The sequence below is a fragment of the Paenibacillus taichungensis genome (genome assembly GCF_003287275.1).
GTDB lineage: Bacteria > Bacillota > Bacilli > Paenibacillales > Paenibacillaceae > Paenibacillus > Paenibacillus taichungensis_A.
This window is the reverse complement of the sequence record NZ_QEVW01000032.1, coordinates 1-20316: the sequence shown is the minus strand read 5'-3', so window position 1 is coordinate 20316 and position 20316 is coordinate 1. Positions and strand designations below refer to the sequence as shown.

The 20316-nt window shown below is 48.0% G+C and carries 18 protein-coding genes and 3 tRNA genes; 7 read left to right on the top strand and 14 right to left on the bottom strand.

Annotation, left to right across the window (positions count from 1 at the left end; all coding sequences use genetic code 11):
- The first annotated feature begins 2 nt into the window (after positions 1-2).
- Positions 3-1418, top strand: coding sequence for a pyruvate kinase (pyk, locus tag DC345_RS30075; protein ID WP_113056265.1), 1416 nt, complete (start codon positions 3-5; stop codon positions 1416-1418).
- A gap of 132 nt (positions 1419-1550) precedes the next feature.
- On the opposite strand, the gene DC345_RS30070 is transcribed toward pyk, so the two are convergent.
- Both DC345_RS30070 and DC345_RS30065 read right to left on the bottom strand, forming a co-directional pair.
- A complete protein-coding gene (locus tag DC345_RS30070; protein ID WP_113056264.1) occupies positions 1551-3080 on the bottom strand; it encodes a methyl-accepting chemotaxis protein in 1530 nt (509 codons plus the stop codon).
- Positions 3081-3248: 168 nt separating this feature from the next.
- Positions 3249-3698 (bottom strand): SRPBCC family protein, encoded by a 450-nt coding sequence (locus DC345_RS30065; protein WP_113056263.1) that lies wholly within the window; start codon positions 3696-3698, stop codon positions 3249-3251.
- Positions 3699-3983: 285 nt separating this feature from the next.
- On the opposite strand from DC345_RS30065, the gene DC345_RS30060 reads away from it, so the two are divergent.
- From DC345_RS30060 to DC345_RS30040, 5 genes are all read left to right on the top strand, one after another.
- Entirely contained in the window at positions 3984-4721 is a 738-nt protein-coding gene (locus DC345_RS30060) for a WecB/TagA/CpsF family glycosyltransferase (protein ID WP_113056262.1), read from the top strand.
- A gap of 23 nt (positions 4722-4744) precedes the next feature.
- Positions 4745-5290, top strand: coding sequence for an AAA family ATPase (locus tag DC345_RS30055; RefSeq protein ID WP_113056261.1), 546 nt, complete (start codon positions 4745-4747; stop codon positions 5288-5290).
- Complete coding sequence (locus tag DC345_RS30050) at positions 5287-6096, top strand: helix-turn-helix domain-containing protein (protein ID WP_113056260.1); 810 nt, start codon at positions 5287-5289, stop codon at positions 6094-6096. The genes DC345_RS30055 and DC345_RS30050 overlap by 4 nt, the downstream gene beginning before the upstream one ends.
- A gap of 187 nt (positions 6097-6283) precedes the next feature.
- Positions 6284-6649 (top strand): DUF1304 domain-containing protein, encoded by a 366-nt coding sequence (locus DC345_RS30045; protein WP_113056259.1) that lies wholly within the window; start codon positions 6284-6286, stop codon positions 6647-6649.
- Between the two features lie 123 nt (positions 6650-6772).
- Positions 6773-7573, top strand: coding sequence for a DUF4261 domain-containing protein (locus DC345_RS30040; RefSeq protein ID WP_113056258.1), 801 nt, complete (start codon positions 6773-6775; stop codon positions 7571-7573).
- Between the two features lie 138 nt (positions 7574-7711).
- Here DC345_RS30040 and DC345_RS30035 read toward each other — a convergent pair whose 3' ends face one another.
- A complete protein-coding gene (locus tag DC345_RS30035; protein WP_113056257.1) occupies positions 7712-8206 on the bottom strand; it encodes a GNAT family N-acetyltransferase in 495 nt (164 codons plus the stop codon).
- Positions 8203-8712 (bottom strand): hypothetical protein, encoded by a 510-nt coding sequence (locus tag DC345_RS30030; protein ID WP_113056256.1) that lies wholly within the window; start codon positions 8710-8712, stop codon positions 8203-8205. Before DC345_RS30030 ends, DC345_RS30035 begins: the two co-directional genes overlap by 4 nt.
- 273 nt (positions 8713-8985) lie before the next feature.
- On the opposite strand from DC345_RS30030, the gene DC345_RS30025 reads away from it, so the two are divergent.
- On the top strand, positions 8986-10965 hold the full coding sequence (locus DC345_RS30025; RefSeq protein WP_113056255.1) for a methyl-accepting chemotaxis protein: 1980 nt from the start codon (positions 8986-8988) through the stop codon (positions 10963-10965).
- A gap of 83 nt (positions 10966-11048) precedes the next feature.
- Here DC345_RS30025 and DC345_RS30020 read toward each other — a convergent pair whose 3' ends face one another.
- The 10 genes from DC345_RS30020 to DC345_RS29975 all read right to left on the bottom strand — a co-directional run bounded on the left by DC345_RS30020 (position 11049) and on the right by DC345_RS29975 (position 20286).
- The gene (locus DC345_RS30020) at positions 11049-12062 is read right to left on the bottom strand and encodes a LacI family DNA-binding transcriptional regulator (protein ID WP_113056254.1); all 1014 of its coding nucleotides are present in this window, start codon (positions 12060-12062) and stop codon (positions 11049-11051) included.
- A 104-nt stretch (positions 12063-12166) separates the two neighbouring features.
- Complete coding sequence (iolB, locus tag DC345_RS30015) at positions 12167-12976, bottom strand: 5-deoxy-glucuronate isomerase (RefSeq protein WP_113056253.1); 810 nt, start codon at positions 12974-12976, stop codon at positions 12167-12169.
- An 83-nt stretch (positions 12977-13059) separates the two neighbouring features.
- On the bottom strand, positions 13060-14112 hold the full coding sequence (iolG, locus tag DC345_RS30010; RefSeq protein WP_113056252.1) for an inositol 2-dehydrogenase: 1053 nt from the start codon (positions 14110-14112) through the stop codon (positions 13060-13062).
- A 69-nt stretch (positions 14113-14181) separates the two neighbouring features.
- Entirely contained in the window at positions 14182-15657 is a 1476-nt protein-coding gene (locus DC345_RS30005; RefSeq protein ID WP_309304356.1) for a CoA-acylating methylmalonate-semialdehyde dehydrogenase, read from the bottom strand.
- A gap of 72 nt (positions 15658-15729) precedes the next feature.
- The gene (gene iolC / locus DC345_RS30000) at positions 15730-16740 is read right to left on the bottom strand and encodes a 5-dehydro-2-deoxygluconokinase (RefSeq protein WP_113056251.1); all 1011 of its coding nucleotides are present in this window, start codon (positions 16738-16740) and stop codon (positions 15730-15732) included.
- Positions 16741-16851: 111 nt separating this feature from the next.
- Positions 16852-17754: a myo-inosose-2 dehydratase gene (gene iolE / locus DC345_RS29995; RefSeq protein WP_113056250.1), complete on the bottom strand. Its 903-nt coding sequence runs from the start codon at positions 17752-17754 to the stop codon at positions 16852-16854.
- Between the two features lie 114 nt (positions 17755-17868).
- Complete coding sequence (iolD, locus tag DC345_RS29990; protein WP_113056249.1) at positions 17869-19734, bottom strand: 3D-(3,5/4)-trihydroxycyclohexane-1,2-dione acylhydrolase (decyclizing); 1866 nt, start codon at positions 19732-19734, stop codon at positions 17869-17871.
- A gap of 312 nt (positions 19735-20046) precedes the next feature.
- Positions 20047-20117 (bottom strand) — tRNA-Gly (locus DC345_RS29985).
- A gap of 9 nt (positions 20118-20126) precedes the next feature.
- Positions 20127-20200: transfer RNA gene (locus DC345_RS29980), tRNA-Pro, on the bottom strand.
- A gap of 7 nt (positions 20201-20207) precedes the next feature.
- A tRNA-Leu gene (locus tag DC345_RS29975) sits at positions 20208-20286 on the bottom strand.
- Positions 20287-20316 lie beyond the last annotated feature (30 nt).

Here is a 20316-nt window from a genome sequence, read left to right as displayed (position 1 = left end):
GCATGTTGAAAACAAAAATTATTTGTACTATGGGACCTGCTTGTGACTCAATCGAATTGTTAAAAGTAATGATTCAGGAAGGTATGACTGTTGCCCGTCTGAATATGGCTCACGGTGAGTTGGAAGATCATGTGGCACGGATTAACAATATCCGCAAAGCAGCTTCTGAATTGAATACGTATGTACCGATTATGATGGATATCAAGGGACCGGAAGTTCGTATTGGCAAACTGAAAGAAGCATCCTGCCATCTGCAAGCAGGTAAAGAGCTGATCCTGACTACCGAAGAAATTCTTGGTGATGCTGAGCGTATTTCGGTAAACTACCCGGAATTGAACCTCGTTGTAAAACCTGGAGATCGCATCCTCATTGATGATGGCTTGGTAGATCTGACTGTACTGTCCGTGGAAGATTCAGATATTCACTGTAAAATCATCAGCGGCGGCATTTTGAAACCACGTAAAGGGGTTAACTTGCCAGGAATCAAAACGACTTTGCCAGGTGTAACGGAACGTGACGTTATGCACATCGGATTCGGGATCGAAAACGGTATCGAAATCATCGCTGCTTCCTTTGTTCGTAAAGGCGACGACATTCGTGAAATTCGCAGTATCCTGAAAGAACGCGGTGTAGATCATGTACAAATTATCTCCAAAATTGAAAACCAGGAAGGTATGACTAACCTGGACGATATCATTGAAGCATCTGACGGTATCATGGTAGCGCGTGGAGATCTCGGTGTTGAAGTACCAATCGAAGACGTGCCTATGATGCAAAAAGAAATGATCGATAAATGTAACCGCGCAGGTAAACCGGTTATCGTAGCAACACACATGCTGGAATCCATGCAAGTGAATCCGCGTCCAACTCGTTCCGAAGTTAGTGACGTAGCCAATGCTGTTCTTCAAGGCGCAGACGTTGTGATGTTGTCTGGTGAATCGGCAGCAGGTAAATATCCGGTACAATCCGTGCGCACGATGGCTGCTGTTGCTCGCCGTGCTGAAACGATGATTGATTACAAAGAACAATTCGGGCAAAAATCTGCTCAACAAGTAGCTGATATTACCGAAGTTATCAGTCAGGGAGCAGTTAGCTCTTCCCTCGTCCTGAATGCCAAAGCGATCATCACTTCTACCGAGAGTGGATTTACGGCGCGTATGATCTCCAAATATCGTCCAAAAGCACCAATCATCGCGGTTACACAGCATGAAGAAGTACTCGCAAAAATCTGCTTGCTCTCCGGTGTCATTCCGGTTATGGGCGACAAAGTAACAACAACCGATGAAATGTTCGAGTCCGCTACACGCAATGCAATTAAAACCGGTTATATCGAAAAAGGGGACATCATCGTATTGTCCGCTGGCGTACCGATTGGTCAATCCGGTAACACCAACTTAATCAAAGTTCAACAAGTATAATTCAACACATTGAATTTGATTACATCGCTGAAAATACAAAAAACCACCGAGAGCAGAAATGCATCTCGGTGGTTTTTTCTTACGCAATTATTTTATCATTCAACAATTGACAGGGTTACACAGTTTACAAGCTTACAAATTCCGTGAATAGTTCACCAAATCCTGCGACATCATATTGATCTCATCCATTGAGGCATTAACCTGCTGTGTCAGGGCAGCCTGATTCTGCGTCAGTGTGGACATGTTGCCAATGTGCTCCAGAATCTGGTCAATGAATGTCTTCATTGCCTGCATGCCATCTTCAATATTGACGGTCGCCTGCGAGCTATGGTCAGCTAACTTCCGAACTTCTCCGGCCACAACTCCAAAACCAAGACCAAGTTCTCCCGCTCTGGCTGCTTCGATTGCTGCATTCAGACCCAGTAAATTGGTTTGGCTGGCAATTTCCCGAATAAACGCTGTAATGTTTTTGGTATCATCTGCACTGCTCTTCACCTGAATGGCCGCATCCGCAGATAACTCTTGCGCAGTAACCAGTTCCTGAGCCTGATCGGTAATCGAGTTGATTCCACGTACCATCTCACCGATGGATTCAGATAAAAGTTTCGTTTTCTGATTCATCGCTTCAACGATCTGTTCCTTATTTTTCTCATGTGTCACATCACGAATGGTTCCCGCTACACGGAGTGGTACACCGTTACCGTCCCGAACCGTCTCGCCACCTGCATGATACCAGCGATATTCCCCATTCTTACGTTGCAGACGGTAATCAAGATCGTAAGGTGTCCGTCCACTGTAATCATTCATGTGCTTGGCAAATTCATTGATCGTCCGGTCGTGATCGTCCGGGTGAAGCCGGCTGCTCCAACTGCTGAAAACATTCGGGAAATCCTGCTCATCGGTAAATCCAAGCTCTCGGCGAAACTGTGGTGACCACCAAAATTCATTACTTGGGTTAACCACATCTCCGGCCACAACGGTCATATCCCACGGTGCTTCCACCAATGCGCGATTTACTAGGTCATAACGGGTAACGAGTGCTTCCAACTCGTCGGATTTGCTCTTCTCATCATGAATATCAAACATGATTCCCAGAAGTTTAACCGGAACGCCTTCATCATTTCTGACAACTTGTCCAAGACACCGGAACCAGCGTACTTCTCCACTCTTTGTAACCATTCGGCTCGTTACGTTGTATGCGGCCTTCTCAGAAGATGTATTAACACTTTTCGTAATTTCCTGAACCAACTGGGGTCTGTCGTCGGGATGGATGGATTTGGCCCAGCTTGCGAAAGCATCAGGATAATCCTTCGTATTGCTGAAGCCTAACATTTGACGGAATTCATCGGAAAAGGCAATGATATTATTGCTATCTAGAGGATCTCCTGCTACAATCTCAGATTCCCATAGTCCAAAATGTAACGCTTGATTTAACATTTTGAGGCGCATTTCCGCTGCTTCATTTTGCTTCTTCAAAATATGTAAGGCTTTATTAATGTTTTGTGCAATTTCACCAGCTTCCTGCAAATCATCAGTCGATTCTAGCTCACTAGTATATATTCCTTGCTCTGCGTCTTTAACCAGTTTACGGCTGTATTCCAATAATGGTTGAAGCGAGCCCGCAGGGGCTTGCTTGATCGTTTGGGCACGTTTACGGAACATCTCAACTTCTCCTCTAATGTCATTTCTATATATTTCGACATAATTAGACATGAAATGTAGAGAGTTCTCGTGCATTTGAGCGAAAATGAAATAAAAAAAACGCTTTATCAGCGCTTTTTTCATAATGCTATGATGTTATATTCATATACTCTCTCATTATCCGAATCTTTACCAACCGAAATCCAGCGTTTTGCCCGTCTCTACCCATGTCTTGATACTGCTCAATATCATCCACCAACTACTCTTTGCGTTCGCAAAGGATGGATGGTTGTCCGTAAATTGGTCATTGATCAATGTTAACTTCGTACATTCCCCTACCATCTCCAACTGAAACACTACTCTGGATTGAAGCTCAGCGTGATTGGCGTGGTAGGAAGGTCCGGGATGCTCAAGGTAGCTTAACAGGGATAAAGGTTCGAATTCGAGAATATCGCCATATACATGAACCGTCTCTGCACCGTCATTCCCAGGCCCTACATAGGCAAACGGCTGACCCGGTTGGAAATTGGAACGAAGTTCGCTGCCAAAAAAACTGCTCCGTGTACCGTCCGGCGAGATGAGGGCATTCCACACATCTTCCTGTCCGGCATTAATATAGAACTCATATTTCAATTCCATGAACTCACTCCCCTTATGTGTTGTATGAAAGGTACTACTGAAACTTGCTTGCAACACTATCCTATCGTTATACCCCAAACGGCGTATTGTAAAAACGCGACAACAACGAAAATAAATGATGTTAGATGTCATGAAGCATGAATATATCGAACTTTTCGTCCGGTGCTACACTTCAACAAATATAGTGCTTTGCCAGGAGATCAGATATACTAAAATGGAATGAAATAACAGTAAATGTATACAAGTTGGGGACGGGTAGTTAGCATTCCAGAAAGGAACTAAATTATGAACCAAACAACAAATATTATGGGAATCCCTTTTCCCAATATAACTATGAATCAGACGGTTACAATTCTTAGTAATATAGTCGAGCAGAGACAATCCGAGCTGTTCCATGTCATCACAGGCAATCCGGAAATCGTCATGTCCTGTCAGAAGGATCAGGCGCTTCGTTCGGTCGTGGATCAGGCAGGCATGGTGACCGCTGACGGCGCGGGCATTGTTATGGTATCCCGCTTTCGGGGTGGACAATTGACCGAACGGGTAACAGGTTGTGACCTGCTTTTTCGTTTGTTGGAGGAAGGAAGCCGGAAGAATTGGTCCTTTTATATGCTCGGGGCAGAAGAAAGTGTCAGTAAGCGGGCTGTAGAGATTATTGCGCAAAACTATCCGGGAGTCGTTGTTCGTGGCAGACATCATGGATTTTTCACAACGGATGAGGAGCAAAGCATTGTAAAAGAGATTCACGAGGCACAGCCAGATTTTCTTATTGTGGCCCTAGGAGCACCCAATGCTGAACACTGGATCAACAAATATCGCCATCAACTCAATGCTCGTGTAGCCATCGGAGTCGGGGGAAGCCTGGATATTCTGGCCGGCAAAACCAAACGAGCACCTGCAATATGGCAGAAGCTTAACTTGGAATGGCTTTATCGACTGCTCAGCCAGCCTTCCAGATGGCGCAGACAACTCATTTTGCCACGTTTCGCTGTTCGGGCGTTGTTGTTCAGAGAACAAAGGTAATATCAAGGGGGACTGGTTACAAAATGGTCGTTGAAGAATCCAAGATCAAATTCAGGCCAAACAAAATACATATTATCGGCTCAGTCGGCAGCGGCAAATCTACACTAGCTCGCCATTTATCCGCGAGATTAAACCTTCCTTATTATGAGCTAGACAACATTGTGTGGCACCGTGTACCTCGAGGAGAGGATATTCGCAATAGTCCAGAGACGCGGGACACACTTCTGCAAAAAGCTGTGTATTCCAATCAGTGGATTATTGAAGGAGTACACTATGAATGGGTCGCAAGCAGTTTCGAGCAGGCTGATCTTATCGTCTACTTAAATACCCCCGTGTGGAAAAGGAATGTACGCATTCTCAAACGTTTCACAGTACAGAAACTCGGGCTGGAACAGGGAAATTACCGTCAGACTTTCACCATGCTCTGGAAGATGTATAAATGGAGCTATCAACATGACCATAAGGAAAAAGCACTAATCATGACGTTTTTGCAGTCTCACCAACATAAATTGTGCATGGTTCGTAACGAAGCAGAATTGACGAGATATCTGGAGGAATCGACAAGATGAAATATGCCGATCATGCTGCCAGACCCAGTATGGGTCTTCTGAATCTGGATGAGGGCGACAAAAGATATTGCCTGACACGGTATGCCCCTTCCGAAGCATTGGGTTCATTGGTCAAGCATTTCTGGATCGTCTCCTGGGATCTTACAGGGCATGATCCTTATCCTCAGCATGTGGTCCCCAACCCATGTGTCAATTTGGTGGTAGAACGGGGGAACACCTTTTTCTTCGGTCCATCCGGACAGAAATTCTCCTATCTCGTCCGTGGAAAAGGGAGCGTGTTTGGGGTGAAGTTTAAGCCTGGCGGCTTCTATCCATTCATTCGTAATTCCGTCTCCACATTGTATGGGAACCCATTGGATGTCTCCGCTGTGCTTGATATTGATGCCTCACAGCTTGAAGAACGTCTGCTTGGGGACGGAAGTGATGCGGATAAAGTCAGTTATATGGATCAGCTTCTATGTAAACACCTCCCTCCTCCTGATGATCAAGCCATTCTGGTCAGCCGAATTGTGCTGTATATTGAGCAGCATCGGGATATGCTGAGAGTCGATGACTTAGCTGCTTCCTGGAATATGCACACAAGAAAGCTCCAGCGCCTGTTCAATCAGTATGTAGGCATCAGTCCCAAAATGGTGATCAAACTCTACCGGCTGCAAAATGCTGCTGAGCTGATGGAGCGGGGTGTGGATTGCGATCTGGTTAAGCTGTCCCAGGACCTTGGATATCACGATCAGTCGCACTTTATCAAGGACTTCAAATCCATTATCGGCAGCACACCTGAAGATTATATCCATTCCAGAGGATAAACTGAGATTAACTACAAGCTGAGCAGACAATTCCGGCTTAATACGCGGCGTGATTATAAACGGAATCATTGATCTTTTTATAATTTACACAATTAATTTGTGTAAAATTAAATTTATACTTTCGGTTCTTATGGCAAACATATATACTGAGTAGGACAAGAAAATAAATGACAGATACGAAAGCAAGGTGTTTCTTTTGATTAGTATCATTTTCGTGGCTATTGTAGCCATTGAGCACTTCTACATCATGGTGATGGAGATGTTCCTGTGGACCCGTCCACGCACGATGAAAACGTTCGGTCTTACCCCTGAACTAGCGAAATCCACCAAGTCACTGGCTGCCAATCAAGGCCTTTACAATGGTTTTCTGGCCGCAGGTTTGATCTGGGGACTCGTTTATCCGGATGCATCCGTCGGACGGCACATTCAAATCTTCTTCCTGGCATGTGTCATTATCGCCGCCCTCTACGGAGGCGTAACCGCTACTCGATCCATCATTGTCAAACAAGGATTGCCTGCGATCATTGCATTGCTTCTGGTTCTTTTCCTCTGATCACCTGTTGACCATTACCAGGCCTGGATTCATTAAAAGCTCCAATGTGGTAAGGTAAGGTTATAAAGGCATCTGGATTCTGCCTGATCATCACTGGGATTGGTCTGGAAAGGAGAACGTTTCATGGGACTGTTTGACAAGCTTCGACGCCGCAAAAAGGAAAACGTGACTGTAGGTGGAGCCGTACATACTGCTCCATATAGTGAAACCATCGTTGGATTTGTTTTGCTGGAGCACGAAGATTGTAATTTTGATCACTTCATTAGCACGATGAAAAACGAGTGGAATATTGAGATTGAGGAACGTCCGGAGGAAGGTAATCTTTTTTTCGAAGTGGATGGAATGCAAGTAGTGTGTGCACATATTAATGCTCCTGTCCCTGATCACGAAGTAGAGGAAAATGCCAAATTAAATGTGCTGTGGCGGGACGCGGTACAAGTCACTTCCCGACATCAATCTCAGATTATTGTCTCTGTACTGAATGCAACAGACGCCATTCAGGCACATATTCTGTTCACCCAAACAGCGAGTGCTTTGCTCCAGCTTGACCATGCGTTGGCCATTTATATGGCGCCACTTGTTGTGGAAGCAGGCCAGTACGTGGACATCAGTCGTGGAATTAAGGATCATGAACTGCCCGTCTCCCTCTGGATTTTCATCGGGCTATTCCAAAGCCCTGAAGGCGCATCAGCCTATACTTATGGGTTACGCAACTTCGGGAAAGAGGAGATGGAGATCACTCAGTCTACACAACCGTTAAGTGAAGTATTTGAAATGATGTTTATGACTGCGAATTATGTTGTAGAAAACGACGTAACTCTGCATGACGGCGAGACACTAGGCTTTTCAGCAGAACAAAAGCTTCCCATCAAACGTTCGGAAGGAATAGCTACAGAAGGTAGCAGTTTGAAGATTGGTTTTTAGGTATCGTTAACAGCACAAGGGAAATACGGTGCGACAAACATACAGTCATATCTTAAGGCGCTTCTCAGCATATGAGGGGAACGCCTTTTTGTTTTTTCAAATCTTCATATGAACGCGTTTACCATGCTTGCAGTACGGTCATGGGTTCATCGCACACACCATCGTTACAGATGTGCCACACATGCCATGTTCGACGAATCCAAAACGCCGATAAAGCCGAATTGCTTCATTATCTGGATCAACACTGAGCGAAACAGCATCAATGTCTCGTTTTCGAGCCTCTTCCAATGCCGTCTGAATGAGACGGGTACCTATTCCTTTGCCACGCGCTGTATCAATCACAGCCATTCCCATCTCGGGTGTAGCCGCATTCAAATAACCATATCCCGCATTCTGATCATTAAAAAACCGCAACGTCACCGAGCCCATACGCCTTCCCCGAGAATCCACGGCGATAAATCCGAAATCTCCCTCTCTGCCCCAGCCTTCAACGTACTTGGACATCCCGGGGCTATGAATGATCTCTGGCTCAAAAGGCTCTTCGCCCTCCCGCTTGAATATGGATGCATACAACATCTCCCACAGAAAAGGGATATCCTGCTCCTCAATCGGACGCAATTGATACTCCGTCATTCCTTCCCCTCCTTCAAATTAGTAAATAGGCGTTCCATTTCATTTAGACTAAAATCATTGGTTATTTCATAATTTTCAAGCTTGTCTCTCGTTTTGTATCCGCTATAGATAGAGACGGCATGTTCGTTATAAAACGTGATTCCAAAACCTACTGTAAATCGATCTTCTTTTTGGGTCAAAAGCTGCCAGTCATAGTAATATGGGTTCCCCTTGGATCGCTCGGAGATATCGCTTTGCCTCACTCTTCTTAATTCAATATCCTTCGTTAGCTTCAACATATTTCTAATCTCTTGAGGATCTTTAATAGTCACTTCTTCTTCATCATATGAATCGGTGGTCGGTATTTTTTTGATAACCAGAACCTCCAGCGTATCCAGCATACTCATATGATCCGTGACTTCAGCTCGAAAGGTGGTATGTTGTCTCGAAATGTACATGGGTATCGCAATAGCTGCAATCACGACTACAACAACCACACCAAGAATTGTTTTGGTTCTTTTTTTCATTGAGTCTCCTTTCATTGTTGGGTAAATAAGGAAATTTAAAGGTTCGTTTTAAGTATACCACCTCATCCAAATATTGATCTAGATCATTAAAATCATCCATTAAATACATCTAATCTATAAATAAAAGCCTCTGCAAAACCCTTCATTTTAAATTTTATAAAATGCTAACTAACTTGATAAATATCTATATTATCTTTTTGAAAAAAATGTCGATATACTACATAAGCTTTCGGCTTTGCCTATACTAGCAGGACATCAAAGGGGGAGAATTGGATGAAACTTAAACCGAAATTAATGATGATGTTTCTGGCTGCTGTTCTGATTACAGCGATTCCACTGGCGACACTTGGCTTGTACCAAACAGAGAAACAAGCCACTCGTAATGTTGATTCCAAATTAACTGGATTAATGTCCTCGGCGGCCAATCAACTGGATGGCTGGATCAGCAGCAATGCCAAAGTTGTGGAAACACTGGGGTTTGTGATTCAGGAAGGAATTCCGGCTGGACAACTGAACGAAGATTATTTTGACATTATGAAGCTGGGCAGTAACAAAGAGAGTCTCTCGGATCTTTACTATGGTTCAGAACAAGACGGTCGTTTCATGAATGGTTCAGACTGGACACCTGATGCCGGGTATGATCCACGTCAGCGTCCTTGGTACCAGGAAGCGAAGCAGGCAGACCAACTGGTATTCTCTGATCCCTATCTGGATATGATGTCGAAGCAATACGCGGTCTCCATGGCGATGCCGGTCCTAAATAAAGAGGGACAGATGCAAGGCGTAGTGGCAGGGGATTTGCTGCTCTCTACCCTTACGGATACGGTGGGAAAAATCAATCTGGACGGGCTGGGATATACATTTCTAATCGATAAAAAAGGATTGCTTCTTGCTCACCCGGACGAGAAACAGGTGAATACCTCGGCCTCTGAAAATGAGGAATTAAAACCACTGCTGGCCGATATGCAGGCGAACCCCTCAGGGAAGAAAAATTTTAACTACAGTGGCGAGAATTATCTGCTGTTCTACAATCAAATCCCCAGCACGGGCTGGGTGGTTGGTTCAGTTATTTCCGAGAAATTAGCCTATTCAGAATACTATGAACTACGAAATAACTACATTCTGATTATCGCAGTTACGCTAATCGTTGTGATGGCAGCAGCATACTGGATTGCAACACTATTCATCAGACCACTGAAAAGCTTGGGCGCGACCTCCAGACTGATGTCGAGAGGTGACTTTACCGGTCGGGTGCAGATCAGAGGTAAAGATGAGTTCGCAGAGTTAGGCGCGGCATTCAATCAGATGTCCGCTCAACTCAGTCTGCTGCTGAAACAGGTCGCCTCCTCCGCTAACCGGGTGCAAAGCATCTCGGGTGAAATGGAAGAACATACGGACAATACCAAACGTATTGCCGAACAGATCTCCATCGCCACAGATGAGCTCGCCCAAGGGTCCAGCAAACAGGCAGAATCGGTCTATGACGGTTCAAGTCGACTGTCAGAGATGAGCAATAGTGTTGGCGGCATTAACCGCAGTGTTGAACAATCGGTAACCATGATGCGAGAAGCAGGGGAAGCCATGCTTGCCGGATTGCAAGCCGTGGATCATCAGGTGGAACTTGCAGACGGCAATCGAAGTTCCATTGATCGGGTGGGTGAGTCGATCACGCTTTTGGCGGACAAGTCGCAGAAAATCGAGGATATTGTTGGCATGATTCGGGGCATCGCCTCCCAGACTAATCTGCTCGCCCTGAATGCTTCCATTGAAGCAGCCAGAGCGGGTGAACACGGACGCGGCTTCGCTGTCGTTGCCGAAGAAGTGCGAAAACTGGCCGAACAGTCTTCGGACTCGGCACAGGATATCATTGTTCTGCTGGATGAGATTCAAGCGGCAAGTCGTCAAAGCGTGAGTGAAGTAACTTCGGCTGAACAAGGTATTGAGCAGCAGGTAGCTGCTGTGCATGAGATGCGCGAGTCGTTTACCCGAATCAAACAATCCATTGACGGCATCGACAGCCAGCTTCAGTTGGTATCCGCTGCTACGACTGAGTTGGATGACAGCTCTGGTAAGATTGCCGAGGTAATCTCCAGTGTTGCAGCCATGTCGGAACAGAGCGCGGCTTCCACGGAAGAGGTTGCTTCTTCCACGCAGGAACAGTTCAACTACATTACAAGCATCTCGGAACGTTCCAATGAGCTGGCGCAGCATGCCAACACACTGTACGAAGAAGTGAAGAAGTTCAAGATTTAACTCAAACAAGCCGCGTTCACCCTTAGGTGCACGCGGCTTGTTTTGTGTGGACGACGTATATGTTTCTGGACAGAGCTGTGTTCTCAAGATTGATTTGATAACTTTCCTGTTGAGTCTCTAATGACCAATTCAGGCTTCAGGACAATTTTCTGAGGTGAATTTTCTTCATTTTTTAGGTCATCAATTAATAAATCAACAGCACGACGCCCCAGATCCTCAATAGGTTGGGCAATCGTCGTCAGAGGCGGACTGGTTACCGAAGCCAGAATCGTATTATCGAATCCGATGATTGATACATCTTCAGGCACACGCAGGCCTAGTTCTTTGGCAGCTTGAAGCGCTCCAATTGCCTGCATGTCGTTACAACAGAAGATGCCTGTGGCTCGATTCTTTTCTGTGAGCAGCACGAGCGCCTCTTTTTTGGCTGAACCCAGATCGGCAGATGACTCTCTAACCTGATCAGCTTCAAGAGAAAGACCCGCCTTCTCCAATACTTCACGAAATCCGCGTACACGTTCCTGACTGCTGCTGACTTTGAACGATTCGGACAGCACTGCTACGTGAATATGACCCAATTCAAGCAGATGCTGTGCTGCCAACCCGCCGCCAAGCCTGTCATCGATCGCAACGGTATGTACCGACAACGACGGCATATGACGGGCAATCAAAGCAACAGGTATCGACTGCTGCAGGAGTGGAGACAGAATCTCGGCATTATCGATACCTGTTCCGATCATCATGCCGTCGACCCTTTTTTGCTGAAGCAGATTCAAATACCGCTCTACCCGTTCGTCCTTATTGTCTGTACTGCAAATCACGACGCTATAACCCAATTGCCGACTGCGATCCTCTACCGCTCTGGCCAGCTCGGCAAAATACGGATTTGAGATATCGGGTACGAGCAACCCAAGCGTGTATGTCTGCTTACCCGTAAGTGCAGCAGCAATTGCGCTCGGTTGATAGTGAAGACGCTCCATGATCTCCATAATCTCGGCACGCCGCTTCTCACTAATTTTACCTTTGCCGTTAATGACCTGCGAGACGGTTGCAATGGATACCCCCGCCTCGCGTGCTATATCATATATGGTTGCTTTCATTGTTATTTCCCCATTTGTGCTATATATAAATCCCCTTATATATAGGTAATCGTTATCTTCTCATTATGCAGGGGGAAGTCCGCATACGCAACTTGAAGCTGATACTACTTTTTATTCATCAGCCAAGCATGGTCCGGGTCGTTATGGAACTTCCAGGTCCGGGTTGGTCCTGCCATCACATTCAGATAGTAGACCTCGTATCCTGGAGGAGCACCTACCGGATGGTATCCACACGGAACAAGCACAACTTCGCCGTTGTTCACTGCCAGCGTCTCATCTACAGCTCGATCATCTGTGTATATCCGCTGGATGGCAAACCCCTGCTCAGGCTGCACTCGGAAATAGTACGTCTCCTCTAGCAATGATTCGTCAGGCAGAGCGTCCCTGTCATGTTTATGCGGCGGATAACTAGACCAATGTCCATCTGGTGTGAACACCTCAACGACGAGCAGACTGTCTGCTTCCTTTTGTTCCGGTAAAATGTTGTGAATCTGTCGTTCCAGGTTGCCATAACCACGCGTCTCAACACCTACATCTTCCGGGGCAATCAGACGAGCTGGATACGTGCCTTTACCTGGTGCCGCACATATAGCAATTTCCAATGCGGTAAGAGCTGTTAACTCCACTCGATCTGAACTGGATACATAAACCGAATACGGAGGAATCTTCTCAAAAACACTCATTCTTTTCCCGATATTCTCCCACGTATATTCACGAGTACTTACATTCGCGAAGCCGCTGAGAAGCACAAGACAGAGTTCCTGATCCCCGCTCTCACGAGTTAGAGTCTGTCCCTCCGCAAGCTGTACCACCTGGAACCCAACATATTCCCATCCCGCAGACTCTGGTGTGACCGTCAACAACGTGCCGTCTGCTTTCGGATTCAACACAGGTTTTACTATGCGTTCTGACATGCTTTCTTCCACTCCTTCCGGTATTCATCCTTACTCCTGATGGCTGTCTATTAGGATGAAATGAACTTGTTATGAAAATGGCACTACGGGGTAACCGTCTGTGATTCCACCGACATGCCCGGCACTTCCCGGAGCTTCACAGGTCTGCCTTGTTCCATGGACATGCGCGCTGCCAGTGCAATGCGTTCTGCCTGAACGGCATCATTCCCGTTCACGATGACAGGTGTATCGTTCAGAATCGCGTCGATGAAAAGAGCTGTCTCCTGCACGTACGCTTCGTTGTATCGCTCCAGGAAAAAGTGCAGCGGCTTGTCACGCATCAATCCGTTTGCTGTACTAATCTCTGCCGTATTCGGATGATCGTTCGCAGCTGCGGCGCTGCCTAATGAGCCAAACACTTCAACGCGCTGATCGTATCCATATACCGCCTGGCGGCTGTTATCAATGACACCAATAGCTCCATTTTCAAAACTCATCGTCACAATGGCCGTATCCACATCGCCGTGTTCCGCAAAAACAGGATGAATCAGCACATTGCCCTGGGCATAGACTTCATCCACCTCACTTCCGGATAGATACCTGGCCATGTCGAAATCATGGATCATCATATCCATGAAAATTCCGCCAGACACCCGGATGTACTCTGCTGGCGGCGGACTCGGGTCACGAGAAGTGATTTTGATAATATGCGGATCACCAATCGTTCCTTCCTGCACATGTGCACGTACCCGCTTGAAGTTATGATCGAAGCGACGATTGAATCCGATTTGTAGCTTTACCCCAGCCTTCTGCACGGCTGCAACAGCTGCCTGAGTCTGATGAAGATCCATACTGACCGGCTTCTCGCAAAAAATGTGTTTGCCCGCCTGGGCTGCCTGTTCAATCAGGGGTACATGTGTATCTGTTGAGGAACAGATCAACACGGCATCCACATTTTGCATGGCGATCAGCTGGCTGCTATCTGTCGTTACCACCGGAATACCCCGGCTGGAGGCCCACTCCTCCAGCTCGGGTCCTGCAAACAAATCACTGATGCCAACAATCTCGGCATGCGGGTTGCGTAGGAGATTGTCCGCATGAATTTTTCCAATACGACCAGCACCGATGATGCCAATACTCACTTTATCCTTGCCCATTCCGTTATCCTCCCTGTATGTGTCCATGTGGACTCAACGTTCTTCCATTGGCTGGTATTCCCTGAGTGATTACCAGCGGGCAGTAACCATCTTTTTGCGAGTATAAAATTCAACGCCGTCTGTACCGTTGGTATGCAAATCACCGTAGAACGATTTCTTCCAGCCGGAAAAAGGGAAAAATGCCATTGGCGCAGGTACGCCCAAGTTAATGCCCAGCATGCCTGCATCAATCGTTTCACGGAATTGGCGCATGCTTGCTCCACTGCGGGTGAACAGGCAAGCTCCGTTGGCAAAGTCGGAACGGTTGGCCAGTTCCACTGCTTCCTCCAGCGTAGCAACCCTCGCTACCGAGAGTACCGGTGCAAAAATCTCGTCCTTCCAGATTTTCATAGTGCTCTGCACCTCATCAAATACCGTCGGACCAACGAAATAACCAGACTTGCCTGTCGCTTCATCTTTGCGACCATCCCGGATCAGAGCAGCGCCTTCCTGTTCTCCGGATTCAATGTAACTAAGTGTACGTTCCTTATGTGGACCACGAATGACAGGACCCAGGAACACCCCTTCATCCATGCCGTTACCAATGGTGATGCGATCTGCCGCTTCCACCAGCTTTTGCACCAGCGTGTCAGCAACATCGCCCACGGCGACAACAACCGAGCAGGCCATACAGCGTTCTCCGGCTGAGCCGAAGGCCGCACTGGTGATTTCTTTCACCGTCAGATCAAGATCGGCATCAGGCATAACGATCGAGTGATTTTTGGCACCAGCAAGCGCCTGTACCCGTTTGCCATGTGCGGATGCGGTAGTGTAAACATATTCAGCCACAGGCTGTGATCCGACAAAAGAGATCGCTTGAACATCCTTGTGTTCAAGCAGTCCATTCACAACGTCATGCGCACCGTGAACGATATTGAGCACACCGTCCGGAAGCCCTGCTTCCTTGAACAGCTCAGCCAGACGACCTGCCAGCAGCGGTGTGCGCTCGGACGGCTTCAGGACAAAGGTGTTACCGCACGCAATCGCCAGCGGGAACATCCAGCACGGTACCATCATCGGGAAGTTGAAGGGGGTTATTCCCCCAATAACACCGATTGGGTACCGGTACATGCCTGACTCCAGCCCAGTGGCGATGTCAGGCAGCTGTTTGCCCATCATCAGGTTCGGGGCGCCTGCCGCGAATTCGACGCATTCAATGCCACGCTGTACTTCGCCGTAAGCTTCCGCGTAGCTTTTACCGTTCTCCAGCGTAACCAGCCGGGCGAGTTCTTCCCAGTGCTCCACCAGCAGCTGCTGGTAGCGGAACAGAATCCGTGCACGGCGGGGAACTGGTGTGCCGCTCCAGGACGGGAACGCCTCCCTTGCCGTCTGGACGGCCAAATCCACATCCGCCTGTTCAGACAACGGTACGTGTGCAATGACCTCTTCCGTAGCCGGATTCACGACCGGCTCCGTACGGGTTGCCGCCGGGGTCACCCAGGCACCCCCGATCCAGTTTTGAACCATTGTCGCTGTTGCTGACGCTTCCGAAATCCCTTTTCCCATAGCCCTGTCTCCCTTCGCTTATATGTGCGCTCCGTCAATTAACTCCATCCACTCCAAGTACTTCAACACGCTTCAAGACACCGTAATTTCGCCCCGATTGCAGCGTTCGATATAGTCATTCACTTGTTCCACTGTTGGCATCGCATCCGAGCAGCTGTGGCTGGAGATAACGATACATGCTGCCGCACTGCCAAACGCCATGCTGCGTTCAATCGTCCAGCCCTGCATCAACCCATACAGGAATCCCGCCGCGTAGGAATCGCCTGCTCCAAACGTCTTCACCACACGCGCTGGGTAGCTGTCGGCTTGATGAGATAGCCCTTCACCTGTATAAGCAATGGATCCTTCCTTGCCATGTTTGATGACGACAATTTTAGCGGAAAAGTCGAACCATTTTTGCGCGGTCACCTGATCGCTATGGTCTGGATTATGGTCAAACGTCTCCATCATGTCGAACTCTTCACGGGTGCCCAGGATGATATCGCATTTCTCGGCCGCGAGGTTATAATAGACCGCCGTCTCCTCGGCTGATGTCCATGTGTAAGGACGATAGTCCAGATCAAATACAATGATTGTGCCATGCTTTTTCGCATATGCCAGCGCCTGGAATACCGCTTCACGTGATGGGCTTTGGGCGAGGGCTGTGCCTGAGATCAGCAGCACTTTGGAGTCGGCAATCAGCTCTTCCTGGACCTCTCTCGACTGCAATAGCAGATCAGCCACATGGTCACGATACATTAGAATGCTGCAATCGGTTGGACTTTTGATCTCGGTAAAAGCAAGTCCTGTCACCGCTCCGGTCTCGTCCGTTACCACATTTGACGTATCGATCCCGTTCCGCTCCAGATAACTGTTGATGAACCTGCCCATCTGGTCATTCGCGATTTTGCCGATAAATGCCGTTTCCATACCGAGCCTGGACATACCAATCGTGATATTAGCCGGAGATCCGCCCACATATTTCGTAAAGGTCATCGTCTCTTCCATCGGGCGATTGATCTCATTGGCATTCAAGTCGATGCACAGACGGCCAATCGCGGTGAAATCCATCTTCCTGGAATCAGGAAAGGATACGTAAGTCATTTTATTTGAACCCCTTTCTATGATGGGATTTGAAATGTTACATTCATCAAACTCACACTCATCATCTGGTTTACCTCATGGTACGGCTCTCTCCCGATGGCCATGACTTTATCAGCTGTGCTGGTATAAGGATTCCATATATTGCAACGATCGCCGCGCATACTCATACGGATTATGAATTGCAGGGTCCTGTTCCCCTTCAAGCATCGCCCAGCCATCATACCCCCGTGTAACCAACTCCTGCAGAATCGGAGCAAAATCAATACATCCATCTCCGGGAACCGTAAATACTCCTTTACGAATACAGCCCACAAAATCAGACTGTTCCGCCCGTGCTTCGTCCAGCACTTGAGGACGGATATCTTTCAGATGAATATAGGCAATCCGGTCATAATGCTTGTGTAGGAGAGCTAACGGGTCGGCTCCGCCGTAATAGGCATGACCTGTGTCATAGAGCAAATAAACAAGAGATGGGTCAGTCAGTTCCATCAATGTATCGATCTCATCCGGCTGCTCAACAACAGTACCTCCATGGTGATGATACGTCAGTTTCAACCCGTGCTCACGGGCGATGGCACCTGCTTCGTTCAGCCCCTCAGCAAGGATGTGCCATTCCGATTCACTGAGTCTCAGCACTTCTTTTTCATGCGGTGTCCGTCTTGGATCAAAATGCAGGGAGCCACCTACTTCCGCCGTGCTAATCACCTTGCTGCCCATAGATTGCAGAAACTCCGCGTGTCTGCGATAGCTGTCCAGCTCAGACTGGCGATACGCCGGGTCGGAGAACAATACTGATTTCCACTGGGAAACGAGGCGTATATTGCGCTTGCCCAGCTCCTCCCGCAATGTGTCTGGATCCGTGGGATATTTGCGTCCCATCTCCGTACCTGTCAGGCCAAGTCGCTGAATGTCATCCAGAATCTGTTCACACGTTGTTGCATCACCATGCTCCTTTACATCCTCTCCAACCCAGTTGATCGGATGAATCCCGAGCTGAAATGGCAGCTTGTTCATGGCTCCACGTCTCCTTTTGTGTTTCAACATTTTCGCATCATTCGATTTAACGCGTGCATTCCCATCTATATTATGCTGATTGAAAGTTACTCTTTGGATTGATGATATGCTCAACTATATGAGTCTAGCTTTGGCACGGTTTGCCTGCATGGCGTAGTGAGCCGTTACTACCTTTTCCTCAATGGATACTTCTGGAACGCCCACATTCCACCATGACTCATATCCGCCTGCATTGGTTCCGGGCACGACTGGAATTTCGATCAGTGTAGTCACGGTCTCATTCCGTGCATCTCTGATCGCCTGCTCCAATTGTTCCGTCGTCTCTGCCTTATAGGCTTTGGCTCCAAGGCTGCGGGCATGGGCTGCAAAATCCATAGGCATATAATCCCCGGTCAGTCGCCCGCTCTCCGATTCCCGATAGCGGAACTCGTTGCCGAAACCGTCACTTCCGTGCTCCCGTTGCAAATTATGAATACACTGAAATCCGTTGTTGTTGAATAGTAAAATGGTCATCTTCTTCTGTTCCTGCAAACTCGTCACCAGTTCAGAATGCAACATTAGGTAACTACCGTCACCCACCATGGCATACACTTCACGATCCGGCTCGGCAAGTGCTGCCCCGAATGCCCCGCTCACCTCATAGCCCATACAGGAGAAGCCATATTCCATGTGGTATGTTTTCGGTGCAGACGCGCGCCATAGACGGTGCAAGTCTCCAGGCAAACTTCCCGCCGCACACACAATGACGGAAGAAGGGTCAATGGTCCGATTAATAACACCGACCGCGGTTGTCTGTGCCAGTCCTGCCTCATGTTTCAGTCCATAGAGTCGATCTACCTCGGTGTTCCACTCATCCCGCAGATCGGCGATCTCGGATGCTTCGTATCCACTGTAGTACTGCCGTCCCTGTAAAGCCGTTTGCAAAGCTTGCAAACCCTCCCGTGCATCCGCCAAAATCGCTTCCCCACCCAATTTGGCGGCATCCATACCGTTCAGGTTAATATTGATGAAAGCCGCTTCGGGATGCTGAAAAGCAGACCGAGACGCCGTCGTAAAATCCGAGAACCGGGTGCCAACGCCGATTACCACATCCGCTTCTCTGGCAAGCCTGTTGGCAGCCAGCGAGCCGGTCACGCCGATGGCCCCCACATTAAGTGGGTGGTCCCACGCCAAGGCACTCTTGCCAGCCTGCGTCTCGGCAACCGGAATGCCAAATGCCTCGGCGAATTCAGCCAGCTGTGTGGATGCCTCGGCATACAACACGCCGCCACCTGCTACGATCAGCGGCTTCCTGCCACGGGCAATCTGCTGCGCTGCCCGTTCAATTGCCGCCTGGACCGGAGGACGACGGTCCAGGTAATGCACCTTGCGGGCGAAGAACGATTCAGGGTAATCGTACGCCTCTGCCTGCACATCCTGTGGCAGCGCCAACGTTACCGCACCCGTCTCCGCCGGGTCCATCAACACGCGCATCGCCTGCGTGGCAGCAATCATCAGCTGTTCAGGACGCACGATGCGATCCCAGTATTTGCTGACCGCTTTGAACGAATCAGTGGCTGAAATAGTATAATCGCCGCTTACCTCCAGTTGTTGCAGCACGGGATCTGGTTCACGCGTAGCAAAGTTATCACCTGGAAGCAGTAAAACGGGAATACGATTGACCGTTGCCGTTGCCGCTGCGGTAATCATGTTCAGCGCTCCTGGTCCGATGGATGTTGTGCAGGCATAAATCTGTCTACGGTTCTTCTGCTTGGCATAGGCCGCTGCCGTATGTACCATGCCTTGTTCATTTTTACCCTGCATATACGTCAGACTTCCAGAACTACGCTCCAGCGCCTCTCCAATACCAGTTACGTTGCCGTGACCGAAAATGCCGATAACACCTTTCACAAACTTGGTTTCCACCCCATCAACGGAAATATATTGCTGGTCCAGATATCGGAGCAGTGCCTGAGCCATCGTCAGTCTAATGGTTGTCATGGAAAAATCATCTCCCTTCCCTCCACGGGTTAAGCGCTTAATCTAAGTTAAGTTTAAGCGCCTTACCCCTAAAGGTTAAGCGCTTAATTGATATAGTATTACAGGCTGAGGGATTAGGCAAGATATTTTTGTAAGCGTTTTTAAAAATTCAAATAAACATAGCTTTATCACTGCAGTATTGTGTGTTACCCCACTATTAATAAAGCTATGATCCGATAAATTACTAACATTGAAGTATATGTTCAAAGGAAACTAAAAAAATGCAAAAAAAAGAGATGGCAGAAACCATCTCTTTTTTTTGCATTTCTATAAAGCGGGTGATGGGAATCGAACCCACGCTATTAGCTTGGAAGGCTAAAGTTCTACCATTGAACTACACCCGCATATAAAAATCGGGATGACACGATTTGAACATGCGACCCCCTGGTCCCAAACCAGGTGCTCTACCAAGCTGAGCTACATCCCGTTATCTATACCGGCGAGAGGACTCGAACCTCCACGGTTTCCCACTCGATTTTGAGTCGAGCGCGTCTGCCATTCCGCCACGCCGGCATATGAGGTTATAATGGCGCGCCCTGAGAG

What these genes read in the sequence shown, in the direction of transcription:
- pyk (WP_113056265.1), top strand. Translation starts at nt 3, where the DNA reads ATGTTGAAAACAAAAATTATTTGTACTATGGGACCTGCTTGTGACTCA.
- DC345_RS30070 (WP_113056264.1), bottom strand. Translation starts at nt 3,080, where the DNA reads ATGTTCCGTAAACGTGCCCAAACGATCAAGCAAGCCCCTGCGGGCTCG.
- DC345_RS30065 (WP_113056263.1), bottom strand. Translation starts at nt 3,698, where the DNA reads ATGGAATTGAAATATGAGTTCTATATTAATGCCGGACAGGAAGATGTG.
- DC345_RS30060 (WP_113056262.1), top strand. Translation starts at nt 3,984, where the DNA reads ATGAACCAAACAACAAATATTATGGGAATCCCTTTTCCCAATATAACT.
- DC345_RS30055 (WP_113056261.1), top strand. Translation starts at nt 4,745, where the DNA reads ATGGTCGTTGAAGAATCCAAGATCAAATTCAGGCCAAACAAAATACAT.
- DC345_RS30050 (WP_113056260.1), top strand. Translation starts at nt 5,287, where the DNA reads ATGAAATATGCCGATCATGCTGCCAGACCCAGTATGGGTCTTCTGAAT.
- DC345_RS30040 (WP_113056258.1), top strand. Translation starts at nt 6,773, where the DNA reads ATGGGACTGTTTGACAAGCTTCGACGCCGCAAAAAGGAAAACGTGACT.
- DC345_RS30035 (WP_113056257.1), bottom strand. Translation starts at nt 8,206, where the DNA reads ATGACGGAGTATCAATTGCGTCCGATTGAGGAGCAGGATATCCCTTTT.
- DC345_RS30030 (WP_113056256.1), bottom strand. Translation starts at nt 8,712, where the DNA reads ATGAAAAAAAGAACCAAAACAATTCTTGGTGTGGTTGTTGTAGTCGTG.
- DC345_RS30025 (WP_113056255.1), top strand. Translation starts at nt 8,986, where the DNA reads ATGAAACTTAAACCGAAATTAATGATGATGTTTCTGGCTGCTGTTCTG.
- DC345_RS30020 (WP_113056254.1), bottom strand. Translation starts at nt 12,062, where the DNA reads ATGAAAGCAACCATATATGATATAGCACGCGAGGCGGGGGTATCCATT.
- iolB (WP_113056253.1), bottom strand. Translation starts at nt 12,976, where the DNA reads ATGTCAGAACGCATAGTAAAACCTGTGTTGAATCCGAAAGCAGACGGC.
- iolG (WP_113056252.1), bottom strand. Translation starts at nt 14,112, where the DNA reads ATGGGCAAGGATAAAGTGAGTATTGGCATCATCGGTGCTGGTCGTATT.
- DC345_RS30005 (WP_309304356.1), bottom strand. Translation starts at nt 15,657, where the DNA reads ATGGGAAAAGGGATTTCGGAAGCGTCAGCAACAGCGACAATGGTTCAA.
- iolC (WP_113056251.1), bottom strand. Translation starts at nt 16,740, where the DNA reads ATGACTTACGTATCCTTTCCTGATTCCAGGAAGATGGATTTCACCGCG.
- iolE (WP_113056250.1), bottom strand. Translation starts at nt 17,754, where the DNA reads ATGAACAAGCTGCCATTTCAGCTCGGGATTCATCCGATCAACTGGGTT.
- iolD (WP_113056249.1), bottom strand. Translation starts at nt 19,734, where the DNA reads ATGACAACCATTAGACTGACGATGGCTCAGGCACTGCTCCGATATCTG.